Source organism: Bartonella sp. B35(2025) (assembly GCF_053794465.1).
This window is the reverse complement of the sequence record NZ_CP200035.1, coordinates 929,656-949,863: the sequence shown is the minus strand read 5'-3', so window position 1 is coordinate 949,863 and position 20,208 is coordinate 929,656. Positions and strand designations below refer to the sequence as shown.

Here is a 20,208-nt window from a genome sequence, read left to right as displayed (position 1 = left end):
ATTTTTTTTATGCTCCAGAGAATTTATTTTATTTAGGTTTGCTCATGGATACATTGTTCATTATTGAGTGTTAAGAGATCATCAGCGATTGCTAATTCTATTTTTTGTAATCTCTTAATTTCATCACGAAGTTGTGCTGCTTTTTCAAAATTAAGATCAGTTGCTGCTTCATGCATTAATTTTTCAAAATGTTTAATATGGAGTGCTAAATTATTACCAACTATGTTGTTTTGTATGATAAAATCAGGAATATTTGTGTGTACATGGTCATTTTCGTTTCCTGAATGAAGAATGTCACTGACATCTTTTTTGATACTGGTTGGTGTGATATGGTGTTTTTCATTATAGGCTATTTGTTTTTGTCGACGTCTTTGTGTTTCTTGCAAAGCGCGTTTTATAGAATCAGTGATCGTATCTGCATAAAGAATAACTCTGCTATCTACATTACGTGCAGCTCGTCCGATCGTTTGTATGAGTGAGGTTTCTGAGCGCAAGAAACCCTCTTTGTCAGCATCTAGAATAGCAACAAAACCACATTCTGGAATATCTAAGCCTTCTCGAAGCAAGTTAATGCCAATTAAGACATCAAAGGTGCCAAGTCGTAAATCACGAAGAATTTCAATACGTTCTAAAGTATCAATATCAGAATGCATATAGCGTACGCGAATACCATGTTCGTGGAGGTATTCAGTTAAGTTCTCAGCCATACGCTTAGTTAAGACAGTTACTAATGTACGATAGCCTTTTTGAATTGTGTTACGAATTTCATTCATAACATCATCGATTTGAGTGCGAGCTGGGCGAACTTCTGTTGGTGGATCAATGAGCCCTGTTGGGCGAATAATTTGTTCAGCAAAAATACCTTGAGATTGTTCTATTTCCCAGCGTCCTGGTGTTGCAGAGACAGCAATAGTTTGTGGACGCATGGCATTCCATTCTTCAAAGCGTAAAGGACGATTATCCATACAGGAAGGTAAGCGAAATCCATATTCTGCTAGAGTAGCTTTTCGACGAAAATCACCTCGGTACATGCCACCAATTTGGGGTATGGTTACGTGGCTTTCATCAATAAAAACGAGAGCATTATCCGGAATATATTCGAACAAGGTTGGTGGTGGTTCACCGGGCTTTCGTCCTGTTAAATAGCGTGAATAATTTTCGATTCCAGCACATGATCCAGTAGTTTCCAACATTTCTAAATCAAAAATTGTACGTTGTTCTAAGCGTTGTGCTTCTAAAAAACGTCCAGCTTTGTTTAATTCATCGAGGCGTTGAACTAACTCCATTTTAATGGATTTCATTGCTTGATTTAATGTTGGTCGTGGTGTTACGTAGTGTGAATTAGCATAAATTTTTATAGATTGAAGGTCATCTGTTTTTTGTCCTGTTAGAGGATCAAATTCAGTAATTGTTTCTACTTCATCACCAAATAATGAAATGCGCCAAGCACGATCTTCAAGGTGAGCAGGAAAAATTTCAATTGTATCACCTCGGACACGAAAAGAACCACGAATAAAATTAATGTCTTGTCGATGATAGTGTTGAGCAACTAAATCAGCTAATAACTGCTGTTGATTGAGCGTATCACCTTTTTGGATTTGAAAAGTCATAGCAGTATAGGTTTCTACTGAACCGATCCCATAAATACAGGATACAGATGCAACGATAATAACATCATCACGTTCAAGTACAGCACGTGTTGCAGCATGGCGCATACGGTCGATTTGTTCATTAATAGAAGATTCTTTTTCGATATAAGTATCAGAGCGTGCAACATAAGCTTCTGGCTGATAGTAATCATAGTAAGAAACAAAATATTCAACAGCATTATGAGGGAAAAAATTCTTAAATTCTCCGTAAAGTTGTGCAGCTAGGGTTTTATTTGGTGCTAAAATTAAAGCTGGGCGCTGTGTTTTTTCAATAATTTGAGCCATTGTATAGGTTTTTCCTGAACCTGTAACACCTAAAAGTACTTGAGTAGGTTCATTGTTTTCAATCCCTTCAACTAAAGTTTTAATTGCTTTGGGTTGATCTCCTGCGGGCTTAAAAGATGTTTCGAGCTGAAATGGAATACCACCTTCAGATTTTTTAGGACGAGCAGGGCGGTGAGGTGTCCATAATACACCATTCTTAAAAAGAGGGTTACCTGAAGCAATAAGTGCAGAAAGAGCTTCAACTGTTGCTGTAATACCATTTTTCATTATTTTATCCCTTGTTAAAAATATTTATAGTTTTGAAAGAAACATCAAGTTTTAAAATGGGATTGAGACAACAGCAAAACGTTACTTAACGATTTTATCTCGGTTTATCTGGATATTGCATAGGATATTTAATTAATTTTTTGGAGAGTTCTTTCGCTATTTTAGTATGATGACAACTATGATTATGTATCTATTATTTTGCTTGCATTATTGCATTATAGAGTGTTTGTCATAATGCTTAATATAGCTGCTATGGGTAGTAATGATCCATGCTGTGATTTGTGACTGAAAACATCATATATGTGTGATAAAGATCATTTCCATCTTTAAATGAGAGGTAACGAGATGATACCCAGCCTGTTTGGCTATTATATATGATATTGCACCAGTTGCCTCTACAATTTTGGACAAATACCGGTTGTCCCGCAGGGATTAAGCCACGAAGTGCATATTGAGTGCTTGGTCCTGCTCTAAAATTAAGATTTTTTATGACAAAGGCGTCAACAGCTCCAGCCGTTGTTGTAGTCAAAAAAAGAGAACCAAATATAAAAAAAATTATCAATTTTTTCATTTCTTCCCCAGAGATTTCTTTTCATTTTACCCTTAAGAATCCTCTCCTGTAAGCTATGATAAAACAGAGATAAATACAATTATTTTTTCTATATGTTGTTGATAAGAATTCAAATGAAGATTTTAAACCATCAATATTGGAGATAGTTTAAATATTCGTTGAGTATCTTGTGCCATTTTTATTTTTATATGGAAAACAAGGATTCTGTGCTATATAATAAGGAAAATCGTGGTTTTCGGATTCCAAAATTACTTTTGGAAGCCGTTTTTTGTTTTTTTATTAAACCTTCCATGTAATAGAAAGGGACGGATTATGGAAAAAGTTCCGATGACTACAGCTGGTTTTGAGAAGCTTAAAGAAGAGTTACGTTGGCGTCAACAACAGGAGCGTCCACGGATTATTGAAGCAATCTCTGAGGCGCGTGCGCATGGTGATTTGTCAGAAAATGCTGAATATCATGCAGCTAAGGAAGCACAAAGTCATAATGAAGGGCGTATAAATGAACTCGAAGATTATATTGCACGCGCAGAAGTTATTAATGTTTCACGCCTTTCAGGTGGCAAAATTAAATTTGGTGCTACTATCAAGCTTTTAGATGAAGATACTGAAGAAAAAAAGGTTTATCAGATTGTTGGTGATCAAGAGGCTGATGTAAAAATTGGCAAAATTTCCATCTCTTCTCCTATCGCACGTGCACTCATTGGTAAGCAAGAGGGTGATGTGATTGAGGTAAATGCGCCAGGTGGTGCACATAATTACGAAATTATTAAGGTTCAGTATATTTAAATTGTTATGCGTGTATCTTTGGAAGAAACTGAAGTTATTGCTCCTCACTTTAAAAAGCGTTTATCAGGGGTGACATCTACAGTTATTCAACTTATTCCATTACAGCGAAAGCAGGGTGTGCGTATATCCACTTTTGGAGTGGGATTACCACAAAATTTGCCATCTCTTGCTTTTAAAGATTTTTTTGGATTTTGGAAAAGTCCTATAGGTAAGCCATTTCGTATTTGGCATGCACGGCGCAATATTGAGATGCTTTGTGGGATATTTTTACGCGATATTTTGCGAATGAAGCTTAAACTCATTTTTACATCTGCATCTCAGCGCCATCATAAGCCTTTTACCAAATGGTTGATTCGGCGTATGGATAAAATTATTGCTACTAGTGTGTGTACAGGAGCTTATTTAGAGGTGCCTCATCAAGTTATCATGCATGGAGTAGATATTGAGCGTTTTTCACCACCAAAAACCATTGATGATCATTTTTCTTCGACTGGGTTTCCTGGAAAATATGCAGTGGGGTGTTTTGGGCGCATACGCTATTCAAAGGGAACCGATTTGTTTATAGATGCAATGATAGCGTTATTGCCGCGCTATCCTGAATGGACAGCACTTATTGCTGGTCGTATTGTAAAACAACATTATAATTTTGGGAAAAAATTACGTCAGAAAATTACTAAAGCCGGTTTAGATGATCGTATTATTTTTCTTGGTGAAGTACTGGATACACCTTTGTGGTATCGTCGTTTATCACTTTATGTAGCGCCTCCTCGTATGGAAGGTTTCGGTTTAACACCGTTGGAGGCAATGGCATCACAAACAGCTGTGGTGGCTAGTGATGTAGGAATTTTTAAAGAATTAGTAGTAAAAGGAACAGGAATAGTTGTTAAAGCAGGAGATGGATTAGCTTTAACTACAGCGATTGAAACCTATTTTGCTGATTTAGAAAAAACATTGATAACCGGAGAAAAAGCTTTAGCTCATGTTCGTACTCATTTCCCTCTGGAAAAGGAAGCTGCCGCAATTGGGAACGTTTACCAGACAATGTTTTCAGAGAAAGATTTTTAAATAAATTTAAAAATCTTTCAAATAAGAAGATAAAGTGAGTTATCTTCAAATATTTATGTAAATAAATATTCAAGTAAAAATCTCAATAATATAGATTTTATTTTATAAAATAAAATCTATATTTGATATGATCAAATAATTACTTAGAAAAATTTTTAATAAAAAACGATAGGGTTATATTCTTAAAAGTGATATTACGATTGTAATTAAACTATAGGCACGGATTTGTTATTTTTTACTCCAGTGATGCTTTATTTTAGAATATAGGATAATGCCCTTTTAATAGAGTAGATTGCTAAAGCTTCGTATTGGTTTAGCGCCAGATGAAGTATAGAATGCTTATTTAATAATACAGTTTAATATCAGATGCAGTAAAATATAAAAAAATTATCGTTTATTAGAAATCATCTATATTTTATGGGATCAGCGATTTTTTATAAGTTATATTAGAGAAAGGAAGGTCTGAATCTATTTTCTATTTGATTAGGGAGATCGATAAGGAAATGTGCTATAAGGTAACTGAGATAAAAGCTATTGAGAAATGTGCAATAGTTATTTTGTAAATATACCTTTGTTTTAAACTACCGATTTTCTTAAAGGAAAATGATATAAGATATTGATTTTCATATAGATTTTATTATTCGTTTAGAGGTTTTTGAAAATTATTTAATCAATTGAAATAATATTAAATTTTATAATATGTATTATTCATTTTTTGTTTATTCATCAATTCCTTATTATTAAAAAAATAAACGTTGCATATTAAAATTATTCAGACCAGAAGGCAGGAATAAAAAGCACAAATATAGTTATAATTTCAAGGCGGCCAGCCAGCATCAGAAAACTCAAAATCCATAAAGCGTTGTCATTAATTGTAGAGAAATTCCCAGTAGGGCCAATAATGTTTCCAAAGCCTGGACCAATATTTGAAAGTGCAGTTAAGACACCTGTAAAAGCAGAAGTAAAGTCAAGACCAGTTGTGAGCAAAAGTGCAGTGCCGATAAGAAGACAGAACATATAAAGACATATAAAGAATAAAACTGCTTTAGCAACATCGCTAGATATATGTGAATGATCATAGCGAGCTTTTACAATGACATTAGGAGAAAGAAGTTTAGCCATATTTGTTTGGGCAATACGCCAAAGAATAATTAAGCGATTGATTTTTATGCCACCAGAGGTAGAACCAGCACATCCACCTGTAAAAGAAACAATAAAAAAAATTCCAAGTGCAAAAGGCCCCCAAAGTTGATAGTCTTTAGCGCTATAGCCAGTGGTACTAATGATAGATGAAAGGTGAAAAATTACATCAAAAAAAATCCAATGGAAAGCACGATGATCATGAAAGCGTAGCCATGCTGCTAAAGCAAAGCTGAAAAGGAAAACAATATTCAGAAAAACAATTACTTGTGGATCAATAAAGTGTTTAGAGCGGCCGGGAAGCACTAATTTAACGTAAAGCACAAAAGGTAAAGCAGAAAGCAACATAAAAATTGTTGCAACAATCAAAATGGCTGGTTTATCAGAAAAATAGCCAAAAGAGGAGTCATGGGTTGAGAATCCAGCTGTTGCTATTGTGCTCATTGCGTGGTTGATAGCATCAAATAAGGTCATGCCGGAAGCAAAATAAGAGAGTGTACAGGCAAGTGTTAGACCAACGTAAGCTATGATAATTCCATTAGCAATTTGGTTGATACGGGGCAATATTTTTTCAGATTTATCTGATGATTCCATATGAAAAAGTTGCACTCCTCCAACACGGAGTGAAGGTAACAGTAATAAGGCTATACCGATAAAGCCAATACCTCCAATCCAGCATATGATAGAACGCCATAACAAAATACTTCGTGATAAATTATCAAGGCCAGTGATCACTGTAGAGCCTGTTGTTGTAATTCCAGAAACAGATTCAAAAATTGCTCCAGCTAGAGAAATTGGGAGAGGGGAGAGATAAAGAGGTAAGGCACCTACTACACTTCCTGTTAACCAAAGGCAAACAGTGAGCATAAAGCCAAGCCGTGCAGAAAAACGACAAGTAGCACCTCTTGTTGCTAAAAGAATCAATGTTGATAACATGGTAGTTATGGTGAAAGAGCAAAGAAAAGTTGTACGGCTATGGGGTTCGTCACGTAAATCTGCAAAAACTGGCAGAAGCATTGCTACCCCCATAATTAACGCAAAACGTGCACAGACATTAGTAATAAATTGAAAAATGGCTATTCCCTATCTTTTTTTATTTTTGTTACAGTTATATGCTCATTAAAATTTACGTTTCTATATTTATAGGGGAAAGCTTAATTTTTACATTAAATATGCCCTGATAAATTAGTAATAAACCTTTTAGTAAAGTTTGCAAAAAATACGTATACACTATAATCTGACTTGTTGGAAAATATTTTTTTAAAGCCACGCATTATTATAATTTATAGAACATTAAAATATGTAAAAGGAAAGGGATTTTATGTCACAATCGCATATTCGCTTGCTTATTATTGGCTCAGGACCAGCTGGTTACACAGCGGCGATTTATGCAGCGAGAGCGATGCTCAAACCAGTTTTAATTACTGGATTACAGCAAGGAGGACAGTTGATGATTACAACTGATGTTGAAAATTATCCAGGTTTTCCTGATCCAATTCAAGGACCATGGCTGATGGAGCAAATGGAAAAACAAGCTAAGCATATGGGTGCAAAAATTATCTATGATATTGTTACAAAAGCTAATTTATCGCAGCGTCCTTTTATCTTACATGGGGATTCAGGAACACAATATTGTTGTGATGCTCTGATTATTGCAACGGGAGCACAAGCTCGCTGGCTTGGTTTAGAAAGTGAGAAGACATTTATGGGTGGTGGTGTCTCTGCTTGTGCTACATGTGATGGTTTTTTTTATCGTGATAGAGATGTTATTGTTGTAGGCGGAGGAAATACAGCTGTAGAAGAAGCTCTTTATTTATCGCATTTGGCGAAAAGTGTAAGTATCGTTCATCGGCGGAACTATTTTCGGGCAGAGAGAATTTTGCAAAATAGGTTACTAGCTCGCAATAATGTACGTGTTATTTGGGATCATGTTATAGAAGAAATTGTGGGTTTACCAGCCCAAGATTCAAGGGGAGCTGTTGTAACAGGTGCACGTCTTAAAAATGTTAAAACAGGTCAAGAAATTAAGGTAGATGCTGATGGGATATTTATTGCCATCGGGCATGATCCTGCTGTTTTTCTATTTGAAGGACAACTAAAACAGAAAAAGGGTGGCTACTTATGGACAAAACCAGACTCAACAGCAACAAGTATTGCCGGTGTTTTTGCTGCAGGAGACGTAGCAGATGACACATTTCGCCAAGCTGTAACAGCTGCTGGAAGGGGATGTATGGCAGCACTGGAGGCGGAACAATTCTTAGATTTGTAGACACAGATATTTAGCACCAAATATTGACCAGAGAAGTAAAAGAAATTAGAGGTAAAATTGTGACGTCACCGTTAGATTGGGATAAGTTACGAATCTTTCATGCTGCAGCAGAGGCAGGTTCTTTTACGCATGCAGCTCAAAAGCTTCATTTATCTCAATCAGCGATTTCACGACAAGTTTCATCTTTAGAGCAGGATGTGGGTGTATCTTTGTTTCAGCGCCATGCACGTGGCTTAATTTTAACAGAGCAGGGTGAAATTCTCTATCGCACAGCCCATGATGTTTTGATGAAGCTTGAAAATGCACGTTCGCAGTTAAATGAAAGCTGTGAAAAACCAACAGGTCATTTACGTGTTACATCGACTTTTGGAATGGGTGCCGGATGGCTTGTGGAGCGTATGCCTGAATTTCTTAGACTTTATCCTGATATGCAGATCCAACTTTTACTTGATGATAAAGAATTAGATCTGACAATGCGTCATGCAGATTGTGCTGTTCGTTTACATCAGCCTCAGCAGCCTGGTCTTATACAAAGAAAACTATTTACGATTCATATGCATGTTTATGCTTCGGAAAATTATATTGCAAACTATGGAAAGCCAGAAAAATTATCTGAGTTAGATACACACCGCATTATTTCATTTGGTGAACCTGTTCCACCTTATTTATCTGGCTTAAATTGGTTAGAAAAGGCTGGAAGAAGTGGTGGATCTTTGCGTACTTCAATTTTACAAATTAATAATATCATTTCAATCAAGAATGCGCTTATGAAAGATCTTGGTATTGCTGTGCTTCCTGATTATATTGTGAATAATGATGAGCGACTTGTGCGTCTTTTCCCTGATATGATTGATATCCCTTCCTTTGATACCTTTTTTTGTTATCCTGATGCTTTAAAAAATTTGGCAAAGCTGAATGCTTTTCGAGATTATATTTTTTTGAAAGCTCGTAAATGGTCTTTTTAATTATGCACTGTTTTAAAGATATGCATTTACTGCATAGCAGATTCGCGTAAGTTTTTATTGTTCTTTTTCCCATAACATGAGATAAGAACGCTATCTCTTGATTATGTTGCCTCCCATTGCATTTTCTTGAGTGTTCCCTTAGCGAAAGTCTATCAGATTGATTTTATCTCTGGAGATTTTCCAAATTTGCCGGGCATGTTTGTCCGGCTTTTTTTTAGTTTCTGAAAGAATATTTATAATAGCTTCTACGCAATAGAAATGGTTTGAGGGAGTATCTACATTTATAGGTATTAGATCTTTTTGATATTGTAAATTTAATTGATAAATCTAAGATATTTCTAATATGGGGCAGCATTTTTAGCGATAATAATTTTAACATTTCAAAAAAGTAATTTCTTAATTATCAAAGTATAATATAGTTAAAGATATATGATTTTAGTATAATAGGAAAAGTAAAAACGTATTTTATACAAAAATTACTTTTAAAATTACTTATATATTACTGATCAGAATAAGATATTAAAAAAGATTTTCTAATTGTGACCGTAATATATTTCTTTTAGTACAACTTTGTTTATATAATTTTTTATAATACTCAGTTATTTAGATCATGGTTTGATTTCTTAAAATGTTATCAAAATACTGGTATTCAGAGACAGAGCTGTCATGATGAATGATACTTAAAATTTTAAAGTAAGTTATTGCAAAAGCGCTGGATACGTAAGCAGGCTTCTTCAAGCAATTCTTCTGAAGTTGCATAAGAAATACGAAATGCTGGCCCAAGTCCAAAAGCAGAACCATGAACTACAGCGACAGATTCTGCTTCCAGAAGCGCTATTACAAAATCTTCATCATGAGCGATAATTTTACCTTTAGGGGTTCTTTTTCCGATGAGCTTTACACAGGAAGGGTAAACATAGAAGGCACCTTCCGGTGTTGAACAGCTAATACCAGGAGCTTTGTTGAGCATAGAAACAACGAGATCACGGCGGGCTTGGAAAATACTTTTATTCTTGGCAATAAAATCTTGTGGGCCATTAAGTGCTTCAACGGCTGCCCACTGTGAAATAGAGCTTGTACCAGATGTTTGTTGGCCTTGAATAACATCCATAGCTTTTATCAATTCTTGTGGACCTCCTGCATAACCGATTCGCCAACCAGTCATAGCATAAGCTTTAGAAACACCGTTCATTGTGAGCGTACGGTTGTAAAGTTTTGGTTCTACCTGAGCTGGGGTAACAAAGGTAAAACCTTCATATGTTAGGTGTTCATATATGTCGTCAGTAAGGATATATACATGAGGATATTTCACTAAAACATCGGTTAACTTTTTTAATTCATCATACGTATAAGCAGCACCTGATGGATTTGAAGGAGAGTTAAAAATGAACCACTTAGTTTTGTGGGTAATGGCAGCTTCTAGTTCTTGTGGTTGAAGTTTATAAGAAAACTCCCCCTTAGTTTCTAAAAAAATAGGGATACCATCGTTGAGAGTAACCATTTCCGGATAGCTTACCCAATAAGGAGATGGAATGATAACTTCATCTCCTTTATTTAAAGTTGCCATCAATGCATTAAAGAGGATCTGTTTACCACCAGTACCAACAATAATTTGCTCCGGTTTGTAAACCAGATTATTTTCTCTTTTGAATTTTGCAGCAATTGCTTGGCGTAATTCTGGAATCCCAGATATGGGTGTGTATTTTGTTTCTCCACGTCGAATAGCTTCAATAGCAGCATTTTTGATATTATCTGGTGTATCAAAATCTGGCTCTCCAGCACTTAAAGAAATGATATTATGACCTGATGCTTTCAAATTACGTGCTTTTTGGGAGACTGCAATTGTTGCAGAAGGTTTGATACAAGAAAGTTTATCAGCGATAAAGGCCATAGTTTGAATTCCTTATACATATAAGCAAATGATTGTTGATTTAAAAATATTGTATAAAAGATCATGTTCTATGCAATAAAAAATTGTGAAAGGATTTTTTAAAAAAATTCAAATATAGACGTTATATTATTGTTTTTTAATATTTTTACTAAAAATAATTCTTGGTAATTATAGAATATTTAAGGAAAAGGATAGGATTATTTTAAAAATTATGCAAAATAGGTAATGAGTATTTTACAAAGAAAAAAATCCTCACCTGTAAAGAAAAGGATTTTTTAATGAAATATAGAAAAACTTAAAAACTAAATGGCTGCAAGGTTACCAGCAGCAAATTTTCCTGAACGACGATCTTGAAGAACATCATAAGAAATTCTTTGTCCTTCATTAAGGTTATTTAGGCCAGAACGCTCAACCGCAGAAATGTGGACAAACACATCTGCACTGCCATCACTAGGCTGAATAAAGCCAAAACCTTTTGTTGTATTAAACCACTTAACTGTTCCTGTAGACATAGGAAACTCCTTAGAATTATAGTATAGTATATTGAAGATAAAGATCTTCAATATGATTTTAAATCGAAATTAGGTGGGAGAAGTTTCATCAAAAGTGCAAAGTGCACAGGAAAGAAAGTCACATAACCGAAAGTCCGATAAGATTCACATAAAGGTTTTGAAGATAAAAAGCAAGTCTTAATCAGTATTTTTATTAAAAGAAAAAGATTGATAGAGAATGTCAAAGGACAGTATGCTTTTTAGCATAGCAAGAATTTTAGGTAAAATAACTTTGTAGTGGACATACTTCAAGGCTCTTTTTTTTAAGAGCTTTGATAGCCTGTACTACAGATTCGGCTCCAGCTATTGTTGTGTAATAGGGCACTTTTTGCATGAGTGCTGCATAGCGTAATGATTTTGAGTCTGAGATGGTACTGGCAGTATTGGTTGTATTAAAAATTAATTGAATTTGCCTATTACGAATAGCATCTTCAATATGAGGATGGCCTTCTAGCACTTTATTGATTTTCTCTGCCTTAATATGATGTTCAGCAAGAAATTTTTGTGTTCCACTTGTTGCTAAAACGGAAAAGCCAAGCTCAATTAAACATTTCACAGGATTTAAGATACGTTTTTTATCTTCGTCTCTAACAGAAACAAACAAAGTGCCCTCCTGTGGGAGTTCAACACCGGCTCCAAGTTGTGCTTTAGCAAAAGCAAGTGAAAATTCATAATCAAGTCCCATTACTTCACCAGTTGAACGCATTTCAGGGCCAAGAAGCGTATCGACACCTGGAAAACGAGCAAAAGGAAAGACAGCTTCCTTGACAGCGATGTGCGGTTTTTGTTGTTTAGATGGCAATCCACCATAAGCTTGAAGAGCACTATGGAGCGTTTCTCCTGCCATAATACGTGCAGCCATTTTAGCAATAGGACGGCCAATCGTCTTGGCAACGAATGGAACAGTACGCGAAGCACGAGGATTGACTTCTAAGACATAAATTGTACCATCTTTAATAGCATATTGCACATTCATAAAACCACGAACATGAAGTGCTTGTGCTAAAGCTTTAGTTTGACGCTCTAACTCAGTTATTAATTCATGTGAAAGTGTGCGTACTGGTAAAGAACACGCTGAATCACCAGAGTGGATGCCTGCTTCTTCAATATGCTCCATAATACCAACGATCAGTGTTTCTTTTCCATCACACAAACAGTCAACATCAAGTTCAATTGCTTCTGTTAGATAGGTATCAAATAAAAGTGGATTTTTACCAATCAATGTATTAATCTGCCCTGTTTTGTCGTTAGGATAACGAGCTTTAATTTCTTCTGATACCAATTCAGGAACTATCTCAAGTAAATAATTTTGTAGGCTACGTTCATCGCGGATAATTTGCATAGCACGTCCTCCTAAAACATAAGAAGGGCGTACGACCAAGGGAAATCCAAGTTCATGAGCGATGAGTCGTGCTTGCTCAACTGAATGGGCAATGCCGTTTTTGGGTTGAGTTAAGTTAAGTTTAAATAATAATTTTTGAAAGCGGTCTCTATCTTCTGCTAAATCGATGGCATCAGGAGAAGTTCCTAAGATAGGAATCTTATGTTTTTCTAGCGCTGTTGCCAATTTTAGTGGTGTTTGTCCGCCAAATTGGACAATAACTCCAACCAATTCTCCTTTTTTTTGTTCTGTTTCTAAAATGGCTAAAACATCTTCTGTTGTTAAAGATTCAAAATAAAGACGATCAGATGTATCATAATCAGTTGAGACTGTTTCAGGATTACAGTTAATCATGATAGCTTCAAATCCTGCGTCACGCAGTGCAAAAGCAGCATGGCAGCAGCAATAATCGAATTCAATGCCCTGTCCGATACGATTTGGGCCGCCACCTAAAATGGCAATCTTTTTACGTTCAGAAACTTGTGCTTCTGAGTATTCCAGACCCGCAAAGGGTACTTCATATGTTGAGTACATATACGCCGTAGGTGAAGAAAACTCAGCTGCACAAGTATCAATACGTTTGAAAACGTGTTTAACATTAAGTGATTTGCGCAAAGCAGCAATATCATCAGGATCTTGTCCAGTAAGGGTGGCTAATCGTGCATCAGAAAAGCCCATTGCTTTCAACATGCGCAGATTTTCTGTATCTTGAGGCAATCCATGGATACGGATGCGTTGTTCTGTTTCAATGATGGAGGCTATCTGCTCTAAAAACCATGGATCAATTTTGCTGATTTGGTGAATTTCATTTAAGGATAATCCTGTTCGCATTGCTTGAGCTATATAGCGTAGACGATCAGGACTTGGTATTGCAATGGCAGAGCGTATAGAATTTTTTTCATCACCCTCAGCGTGTTCAGGGATTGTGATTTCATCAAGACCGGTAAGGCCTGTTTCAAGCCCACGAAGTGCTTTTTGTAATGATTCTTGAAAAGTACGACCGATTGCCATAACTTCTCCTACAGATTTCATTGCAGTTGTTAAGACAGGAGATGAATTGGGAAATTTTTCAAAGGCAAAACGAGGAATCTTGGTTACGATATAGTCGATAGAAGGTTCAAATGAGGCTGGTGTTGTACCACCCGTAATATCATTTTTTAATTCATCAAGTGTATAACCAACTGCTAGTTTAGCTGCTACCTTAGCAATTGGAAAACCTGTTGCTTTTGAAGCAAGCGCTGAAGAGCGGGAAACACGCGGGTTCATTTCAATAACAATCAGACGGCCATTTTCAGGATTAACGGCAAATTGTACATTGGATCCGCCAGTTTCTACACCAATTTCACGCAGCACAGCAATTGAGGCATTACGCATACGCTGATATTCTTTGTCAGTTAAGGTGAGGGCAGGAGCTACAGTAATAGAATCACCGGTATGGATGCCCATAGGATCAATATTTTCAATGGAACAAACGATGATACAGTTGTCGTTTTTATCACGAACAACTTCCATTTCATATTCTTTCCATCCTAAAACACTTTCTTCAATCAAAACTTCTGTTGTGGGTGAAGCTTCAAGACCACGTTCAATGATTTCATAAAATTCAGAGCGGTTGTAAGCAATTCCACCACCTGTACCACCAAGCGTGAATGAAGGACGGATAATAGCTGGAAGACCTACAATATCAAGAGCTCGAACCGCTTTTGCAGTAGCATGTGCAATATAATGTTGTTTACGGACAGATTCTGTGTGACACCAGTCATGCTCAAGCTTTTCTAATGCTTGGTTAAGTGCATCACCGGAGAGTTTGGCTTTAAGTTTATCGCGTGTTTTTGCATGTAGTCGGCGGTTTTCTTCTTTAAGTTCAGTTGCATTAGCTAATATGGAACGTGGTGTTTCCAACCCGATCTTTTCCATTGCTTTGCGAAATAAAGCGCGGTCTTCAGCTTTATCAATAGCATCAGCATTTGCACCTATCATTTCAACATGATAGCGATCTAAAATTCCCATGCGCTTTAATGATAAAGCGGTATTAAGTGCTGTTTGTCCTCCCATTGTTGGTAAAAGAGCATCAGGACGTTCACGAGCAATAATTTGAGCAACTATTTCGGGAGTGATGGGTTCAATATAAGTTGCATCGGCTAAATCTGGATCCGTCATAATAGTGGCAGGATTAGAATTAACCAGAATAATTCGGTAGCCTTCTTCTTTTAAAGCTTTACAGGCTTGTGTGCCAGAATAGTCAAATTCACATGCCTGACCAATAATAATGGGTCCTGCTCCAATAATAAGAATAGATTTTATGTCTGTACGTTTTGGCATGTTTTTTTTCCTATGACAAACATCCGTGCGTGATTGCGGTAGGTAGTATTTAAATTTTAAGGCTAAAATCGTTTTATAGGTCAATATACAAATAAAGTAAGCTATAAAATGCCCTTTCCATGCTTTTTTATTGAATTGAAGATCAATATCTTTTTTATATTGGTTAATTTTAAATGGGAGTGGAGGGATAACCGTCGATAAAACCACAGTATTGCACGACAAAGTTAGAATATTGTAGATTACTGTGGACGATAGAATATAAGGGATTATTTTACAGGCAAATGAAGTCTTTTACATGAAGTGGTAAGACATAACATGCTTATCATTATTGCTATGTTAGCTATTGTAAGTTTTTTAGCTGTGATCTTTCACACTTTATTTTCCATGATGATTCTTAAGTTCAATTTAAATTATTCATAACAAATTAATCTATCAAAATAACGAGTTGATCATGGTAAAAAAGTAATTATCAACACTAAGCTGATTATTTTATCAGCATACGAAGCTAGACTGGAATTATTTAGTACTGTGTTTCAAGTGATAAGAAAAGATATTGTATTTTTATAAATTACACAGATTCTAATATTTATATTTATAAATATTTATTTGAAATACATAATTGATAATAGTAAGGAAGAATTTTTGCCTTTATATAGGTTATTTGATAGCTCTTAAAACAATAATTCCTGGTATTTTTGCCACATAATCCATAAAAGGGGAATCTACTACTTTTTTATTTTCTTTTCGTGAAGAAGCATTTCGTAACATTGGGCCATTATCTGTCATGATAAAGAAACCAACATGGGTTACATCCAATCCTGCAAGTTTGGTATAAATGCCAATGAAATCCCCAGATTGTAAACGGCTTATAACCTCTTCATTAATAAAGTTACTTGGAATGTAAGTTATTTTGCGTTTTACAATTGGTAATCCAGGAAGGTAGTTTTCACCGTCAGCTTTTTTATTGAGATATTTTTCAATGCTCACCGCATTGGAGCTTATTTTTGCGGTAATATCATTGGCGAGTTTATATTCTCTATAAGCCCAGTCAGTGAAAAAATGTTTCCGATTTAAAAAGCTAACATTGCCATCAACATAACGAGTGCGGATGACATTATTGATGAATTCTGTTTGCGATTTTGATTTTCGTAATGCTTCAACATAGTCCAGATAAGTGAAGCAATCTAAGCCTCTAAAATCAATTACCAATTTTTCTGGTGTTTTTTCTGATCCATGTAGCATATTTTCCTTATAAATTGTCCCTAAAAAAGCTTCAGATAGAAGATCAATCGTTTGTCCTATCTCATGGTCATTCATCTTTGATTGTTTTTCAAGAAGAGTGTTTAGTTTATTTAAAGTATATGGATCTAGGTTTATTTTGATCTTTTGTTGTGTTTCTGTTTTGTTTTTTTGAACATTTTTCTTACCACTAGAATCTTGAAAACCACATCCTGAAACAAAAAATAATATTAAAAATAATTGAAATATTTTTTGCATTTTATTCACCATTTTTTAATTAATAATTAATCGGTTAATAATTGCTGAAAGTGGTATTATTTATGCTAACTGGATTATTGTTGAACTAACGATAACATAATAGCAAATTGTAGCGTAAATAGATATAATTAGAATTCTATTTTAAGTTATACAGATTATGTATGATGTAAATATTTCCCGATGTTTCAAGCTGTGAAATATTGTATACCTTATCTTGGTGGAAAAAATTTAACTATGCTGATTTTCCTGTTTTTTCCAACAAAACCTAAAGGATATTGGATTCGTCGGTTAAACAATTTACCTTTGATAGGTACTATAGGTATTGTTTCCTTTGCGCTTATTAGTATTACTAATACTTTTATATTGTGGCATCGATCTAATGATGTTTTCATAGAAGATGAAAAACTTTTACTCGTAGATAAAACATCTTTGCCAATTTGTCCAGAAAGAGAATTGTATTTAATGAAAATTAACGGAGATTTTCCTATTAGAATCAACTAAGCCAATTGAAATTAAACAATTAGTAGAAAAAAACAATAAAATCAGCATAGTTAAATATTTTCCTCATAATTTGATTTTATTTAATCCCTTGAATAGTACCTCTTGAAAATAGTTATGATACTGCGCGAGGTGTGTGCAATAATATATGATAAAATAAAAATTTGTGCTATTCTTCTGACTTTTTCTAAAATTTTTTGCTCTAACTACGGTTTTGGTAAAAATAAATTATACTGTATAACAATCCTTAACGATAGGTGGGATTTAGAGGGTAGTAGGGAAAGCACGTGCATGTTATGAATGATCAAGAACCTGATTCAAAATTTATTCGTCGTGGACTTATTTTAGTTTTTATTACTTTGTTGCTAGATATTATTGGTATCGCAATTATTAGTCCTGTTTTACCTGAGTATTTAGTTCAGTTGACAGGAAAGAATATTAGTGATTCATCTATAGAAGGAGGAAGATTACTGGTAGTATATTCAGTAATGCAGTTCTTGTTTGCACCTATTCTTGGTAATCTTTCTGACCGTTACGGTCGTCGTCCTATTTTGCTTATCTCTATTATCAGTTTTGCTATTGATAATCTTATATGTGCTATAGCGTGGAGTTATACTATCTTGTTTATTGGGCGTATTTTATCAGGGATGAGTGGTGCTAGTTTTGCAATTTGTACAGCTTGTTTAGCTGATATTTCCGATGATAAAACTCGCACACGCAATTTTGGTTTATTAGGAATTGCATTTGGATTGGGATTTATTTTAGGCTCACTTATTGGAGGTTTTTTAGGTCAATTTGGTCCACGTATCCCATTTTATTTTGCAGCTGGTTCTTCACTTATTAATTTTATTTTTGCATGGATTATGCTTCCGGAAACTCTTCCTATGCAAAATAGGCGATATTTTGACATTAAGCGTGCAAATCCTGTGGGAACTCTTTTGCAACTTAGACAATATCCAAAAGTTCTCTGGTTGTTATTGGCTTTTTTTCTTTATTGGCTTGCGGAATCTATATGGCCAAGTATTTGGGCATTCATTGCTAAAAAACGCTATGATTGGAGCACTTTATCTATTGGATTATCTCATAGCATTTTTGGGATAGGACAGATTATTGTAATAGCTTTCATTTTACCTTATTTTTCTAAGCGATGGAGCAGTTGGTGTATTGCAATGGTAGGCCTCGTATTTGCATTGGTTGCTATGCTTGGTTATACATTTGCGACGCAAGGATGGATGGTTTATGCAGTTTTTGCATGTACAATGCTTGAATATCTTATTCACGCACCTATGCGTTCTATTGCTTCGACACAGGTACCAAAGAATGCACAAGGGGCATTGCAGGGAGCAATGACATCTATTTTTTCACTGAGTTCGATATTTGGCCCCATTTTTTATACGCTTCTCTTTGAACGATTTACACGTGAAGGTACAGCATTTTATTTTCCTGGCGCTCCTTTTGTGGGGAGCTTCTGTATACTTGTCATTACGACGATAATTTTTGCTTTAAGGGTACGCTAATTTCTTAAGATTTTGAATGGTAAGAGTACTTTACCAAGGAATTCAAGATGCAGATAAAGTTTATAAATTTATAAACAGGGTGAGCTATCTATTTCAAAAAAATATGTCAGTAAATGAAAAAAGATACAATTTGGAAAGAAAGAATCCAAAGTACAAAGTCATTTGATTAAGTTATTTTTTATAATCCACAATGAGATTGAAAAAACGTTGAAATAAATAGTGACTGTCTTGTGGTCCAGGAGAAGCTTCAGGATGATGCTGAACAGAAAAAACTGGCTTTCCAATGATCTGAATACCGCAATTTGAGCCATCAAAGAGGGAAATATGTGTCTCTTTAACATATTTCGGCAAAGATGTTTTATCTACAGTAAAACCATGATTCATTGATACAATTTCTACCTTTCCGGTAGTAAAGTCTTTAACAGGATGATTGGCACCATGGTGTCCTTGATGCATTTTTATGGTTTTGGCTCCAACAGCAAGAGCCAGAAGCTGGTGTCCGAAACATATGCCAAAAAGGGGTATATTATGCTCAATGAGTGTTTTGATCATTGGAACAGCATAATCGGCTGTAGCTGCTGGATCTCCTGGTCCATTAGAAAGAAAAACACCATCAGGGTTCATTGCCAAAATTTCTTCTGCGTTTGTGTCTGCTGGCATGATGGTTATGCGGGCACCTTGTGCAGCCATAAGGCGGAGAATATTGCGTTTAATACCGTAGTCAATTGCAATGATGTGAAAATTGTGCTTACTATTTGTGCTATAGCCCTTATCCCATACCCATGGTTTCTCACTCCATTCCATTGATTGTCTTGATGTTACTTCTTTTGCAAGATCAAGGTTGATGAGACCAGTCCATTTTTGTGCACGTTTTTTCAAAGAACTGATATCAAAGTTTCCATTAGGATCATGGGCGATAATAGCATTTGGTACACCTTTTTCACGAATAAGAACAGTTAATGCCCGTGTATCAATGCCACAAAGTACAATAATTTTACGCATTTTGAGCCACTGATTAAAATTTTCATTTGCTCGGTAGTTGGAAGGATGGGTGATATCTGCTTTAAAAACAGCACCGATTGCTCCATGATAATTCAAGGGTGTAAGATCTTCAATATCCTCATTATTTGTTCCTACATTACCAATATGAGGAAAAGTGAAGTTAATGATTTGTTTTTTATATGATGGGTCTGTAAGAATCTCTTCATAGCCTGTCATGGCAGTATTGAAACATACTTCAGCTTCAGCAACACCCGTAGCACCTGCTCCTTTGCCTTCAATAATTGTTCCATCAGCTAATATTAAGAGAGCTGTAGGTCTGCTTATACTCCAAGGATTAAGAGATGAGATAGTTTGTATCATAGTGAGCGCCTACAATCTTTTATTTGAAAAATATAATGACCAATGTTACACAAAAAGCACAACCATAACAGATGCTGTGTATACCGTATTGTAATGTTTCACTTAAAGCTAAGAGTATAGGTATATTCCATGACGAGGTAAAGCCCTTTTTAGCTTTTCTAAAACTTGGATATTAATTATTTTTTATCATAC

At 35.3% G+C, this 20,208-nt stretch carries 14 protein-coding genes; 6 read left to right on the top strand and 8 right to left on the bottom strand.

From position 1 onward, the window contains the following. Window positions 1-32 precede the first annotated feature (32 nt). Both uvrB and V4P56_RS03965 read right to left on the bottom strand, forming a co-directional pair. Window positions 33-2,201, bottom strand: a complete 2,169-nt coding sequence (gene uvrB / locus V4P56_RS03970; RefSeq protein WP_455481651.1) for an excinuclease ABC subunit UvrB — start codon at window positions 2,199-2,201, stop codon at window positions 33-35. 250 nt (window positions 2,202-2,451) lie between these two features. Continuing rightward, window positions 2,452-2,772, bottom strand: a complete 321-nt coding sequence (locus V4P56_RS03965; RefSeq protein ID WP_455481650.1) for an SH3 domain-containing protein — start codon at window positions 2,770-2,772, stop codon at window positions 2,452-2,454. A 312-nt stretch (window positions 2,773-3,084) separates the two neighbouring features. Between V4P56_RS03965 and greA the strand changes: the two genes are divergently transcribed. Together greA and V4P56_RS03955 are read left to right on the top strand one after the other, a co-directional pair. Further along, window positions 3,085-3,558: a transcription elongation factor GreA gene (gene greA, locus V4P56_RS03960; protein WP_455481649.1), complete on the top strand. Its 474-nt coding sequence runs from the start codon at window positions 3,085-3,087 to the stop codon at window positions 3,556-3,558. Window positions 3,559-3,564: 6 nt separating this feature from the next. Continuing rightward, window positions 3,565-4,623, top strand: coding sequence for a glycosyltransferase family 4 protein (locus tag V4P56_RS03955; protein ID WP_455481648.1), 1,059 nt, complete (start codon window positions 3,565-3,567; stop codon window positions 4,621-4,623). 768 nt (window positions 4,624-5,391) lie between these two features. On the opposite strand, the gene V4P56_RS03950 is transcribed toward V4P56_RS03955, so the two are convergent. After that, window positions 5,392-6,780, bottom strand: coding sequence for a TrkH family potassium uptake protein (locus tag V4P56_RS03950; protein ID WP_455481647.1), 1,389 nt, complete (start codon window positions 6,778-6,780; stop codon window positions 5,392-5,394). A gap of 304 nt (window positions 6,781-7,084) precedes the next feature. Between V4P56_RS03950 and trxB the strand changes: the two genes are divergently transcribed. Continuing rightward, window positions 7,085-8,032 carry a thioredoxin-disulfide reductase gene (trxB, locus tag V4P56_RS03945; RefSeq protein ID WP_455481646.1) on the top strand — a complete coding sequence of 316 codons (948 nt, stop codon included), beginning with the start codon at window positions 7,085-7,087 and terminating at the stop codon, window positions 8,030-8,032. Between the two features lie 59 nt (window positions 8,033-8,091). Then, window positions 8,092-8,997, top strand: coding sequence for a LysR family transcriptional regulator (locus V4P56_RS03940; protein WP_455481645.1), 906 nt, complete (start codon window positions 8,092-8,094; stop codon window positions 8,995-8,997). 688 nt (window positions 8,998-9,685) lie between these two features. Here V4P56_RS03940 and V4P56_RS03935 read toward each other — a convergent pair. The 4 genes from V4P56_RS03935 to V4P56_RS03920 all read right to left on the bottom strand — a co-directional run bounded on the left by V4P56_RS03935 (window position 9,686) and on the right by V4P56_RS03920 (window position 16,639). Further along, on the bottom strand, window positions 9,686-10,888 hold the full coding sequence (locus V4P56_RS03935; RefSeq protein WP_455481644.1) for a pyridoxal phosphate-dependent aminotransferase: 1,203 nt from the start codon (window positions 10,886-10,888) through the stop codon (window positions 9,686-9,688). Window positions 10,889-11,190: 302 nt separating this feature from the next. Then, a complete protein-coding gene (locus V4P56_RS03930) occupies window positions 11,191-11,400 on the bottom strand; it encodes a cold-shock protein (RefSeq protein WP_455481643.1) in 210 nt (69 codons plus the stop codon). Between the two features lie 256 nt (window positions 11,401-11,656). Continuing rightward, on the bottom strand, window positions 11,657-15,142 hold the full coding sequence (carB, locus tag V4P56_RS03925) for a carbamoyl-phosphate synthase large subunit (protein ID WP_455481642.1): 3,486 nt from the start codon (window positions 15,140-15,142) through the stop codon (window positions 11,657-11,659). A 657-nt stretch (window positions 15,143-15,799) separates the two neighbouring features. Then, window positions 15,800-16,639: a DUF1460 domain-containing protein gene (locus V4P56_RS03920; RefSeq protein WP_455481641.1), complete on the bottom strand. Its 840-nt coding sequence runs from the start codon at window positions 16,637-16,639 to the stop codon at window positions 15,800-15,802. Window positions 16,640-16,873: 234 nt separating this feature from the next. Here V4P56_RS03920 and V4P56_RS03915 point away from each other — a divergent pair, with 234 nt between their 5' ends. Continuing rightward, the gene (locus V4P56_RS03915) at window positions 16,874-17,140 is read left to right on the top strand and encodes a hypothetical protein (protein WP_455481640.1); all 267 of its coding nucleotides are present in this window, start codon (window positions 16,874-16,876) and stop codon (window positions 17,138-17,140) included. Window positions 17,141-17,433: 293 nt separating this feature from the next. After that, window positions 17,434-18,654: a TCR/Tet family MFS transporter gene (locus V4P56_RS03910; protein ID WP_455481639.1), complete on the top strand. Its 1,221-nt coding sequence runs from the start codon at window positions 17,434-17,436 to the stop codon at window positions 18,652-18,654. Between the two features lie 171 nt (window positions 18,655-18,825). On the opposite strand, the gene carA is transcribed toward V4P56_RS03910, so the two are convergent. Beyond that, complete coding sequence (carA, locus tag V4P56_RS03905; protein WP_455481638.1) at window positions 18,826-20,016, bottom strand: glutamine-hydrolyzing carbamoyl-phosphate synthase small subunit; 1,191 nt, start codon at window positions 20,014-20,016, stop codon at window positions 18,826-18,828. Window positions 20,017-20,208 lie beyond the last annotated feature (192 nt).

Bases quoted from the DNA above. Each gene is read 5' to 3' on its own strand.
- V4P56_RS03930 (WP_455481643.1), bottom strand. From the start codon at position 11,400: ATGTCTACAGGAACAGTTAAGTGGTTTAATACAACAAAAGGTTTTGGC.
- uvrB (WP_455481651.1), bottom strand. From the start codon at position 2,201: ATGAAAAATGGTATTACAGCAACAGTTGAAGCTCTTTCTGCACTTATT.
- V4P56_RS03910 (WP_455481639.1), top strand. From the start codon at position 17,434: ATGAATGATCAAGAACCTGATTCAAAATTTATTCGTCGTGGACTTATT.
- V4P56_RS03935 (WP_455481644.1), bottom strand. From the start codon at position 10,888: ATGGCCTTTATCGCTGATAAACTTTCTTGTATCAAACCTTCTGCAACA.
- carB (WP_455481642.1), bottom strand. From the start codon at position 15,142: ATGCCAAAACGTACAGACATAAAATCTATTCTTATTATTGGAGCAGGA.
- V4P56_RS03950 (WP_455481647.1), bottom strand. From the start codon at position 6,780: ATGCTTCTGCCAGTTTTTGCAGATTTACGTGACGAACCCCATAGCCGT.
- trxB (WP_455481646.1), top strand. From the start codon at position 7,085: ATGTCACAATCGCATATTCGCTTGCTTATTATTGGCTCAGGACCAGCT.
- greA (WP_455481649.1), top strand. From the start codon at position 3,085: ATGGAAAAAGTTCCGATGACTACAGCTGGTTTTGAGAAGCTTAAAGAA.
- V4P56_RS03955 (WP_455481648.1), top strand. From the start codon at position 3,565: ATGCGTGTATCTTTGGAAGAAACTGAAGTTATTGCTCCTCACTTTAAA.
- V4P56_RS03965 (WP_455481650.1), bottom strand. From the start codon at position 2,772: ATGAAAAAATTGATAATTTTTTTTATATTTGGTTCTCTTTTTTTGACT.
- V4P56_RS03915 (WP_455481640.1), top strand. From the start codon at position 16,874: ATGCTGATTTTCCTGTTTTTTCCAACAAAACCTAAAGGATATTGGATT.
- V4P56_RS03920 (WP_455481641.1), bottom strand. From the start codon at position 16,639: ATGCAAAAAATATTTCAATTATTTTTAATATTATTTTTTGTTTCAGGA.
- carA (WP_455481638.1), bottom strand. From the start codon at position 20,016: ATGATACAAACTATCTCATCTCTTAATCCTTGGAGTATAAGCAGACCT.